General features: G+C 39.2%; 1 protein-coding gene. It reads right to left on the bottom strand.

Annotation, left to right across the window (positions count from 1 at the left end):
* Positions 1–724 (bottom strand): IS3 family transposase (locus DXA60_RS16640; protein ID WP_199536243.1); only part of this gene is annotated, 724 nt, incomplete at both ends.

The raw sequence follows: 724 nt of genomic DNA, 5'->3' as shown, positions 1-724 counted from the left end.
TGATTATACCAGTTTACATAATCCCATAGTTTTATCTTCAGTTCTTCTAATGTATGGAATGTTTCATTCCACACGAATTCTGTTTTAATGACCTTGAACGTAGCTTCTGCCACTGCATTATCATAAGGACATCCCTTATGGCTCAGGGAACGTTCTATATGAAACGTTTCTAACAGTTCCTCAATCGTCTCATTTTTAAATTCATTTCCCCGGTCTGTGTGGAAGATATGGATTTCCGACAGATTGCCTTCTACCTTCCTAAATGCCTGTTTTACAAGCTCTGCTGTTTTATGTTCTCCTGCACTGTATCCAACGATCTCCCTGTTAAAAAGGTCTATCAGTACACAGATATAATTCCAGTGGTTTCCTACCCTTACATAAGTTAAATCACTTACCACCACATTACGGTATGGCTGGTTTTGAAATTGTCGGTTCAACACATTTGCCACTTTTGATTCATTACATCTGTCTTTTTGCGGTTTAAACTGAGCTGTAGTATAGCTTGATATCAGACCTTCCTGCTTCATGATCCGTCCAATCCTGCGTCTTGATACCTGTTTCCCGCAATCAGCCAGTTCTTTCTTGATCTTTCGTGTACCATAATGGTTCCGGCTTTTTCTAAAAATTTCCTGAATGTCTGCAGTAAGTTCTGATTCATCTTTTTTTGTTGCTGCTTCATAATAATAAGTGCTTCTGTTTACCTGTAGGACGCGGCACATTGCTG

The organism is Roseburia sp. OF03-24 (assembly GCF_003463035.1).
GTDB classification, from domain to species: domain Bacteria; phylum Bacillota; class Clostridia; order Lachnospirales; family Lachnospiraceae; genus Roseburia; species Roseburia rectibacter.
This window is presented reverse-complemented; position numbering and strand designations above follow the sequence as displayed.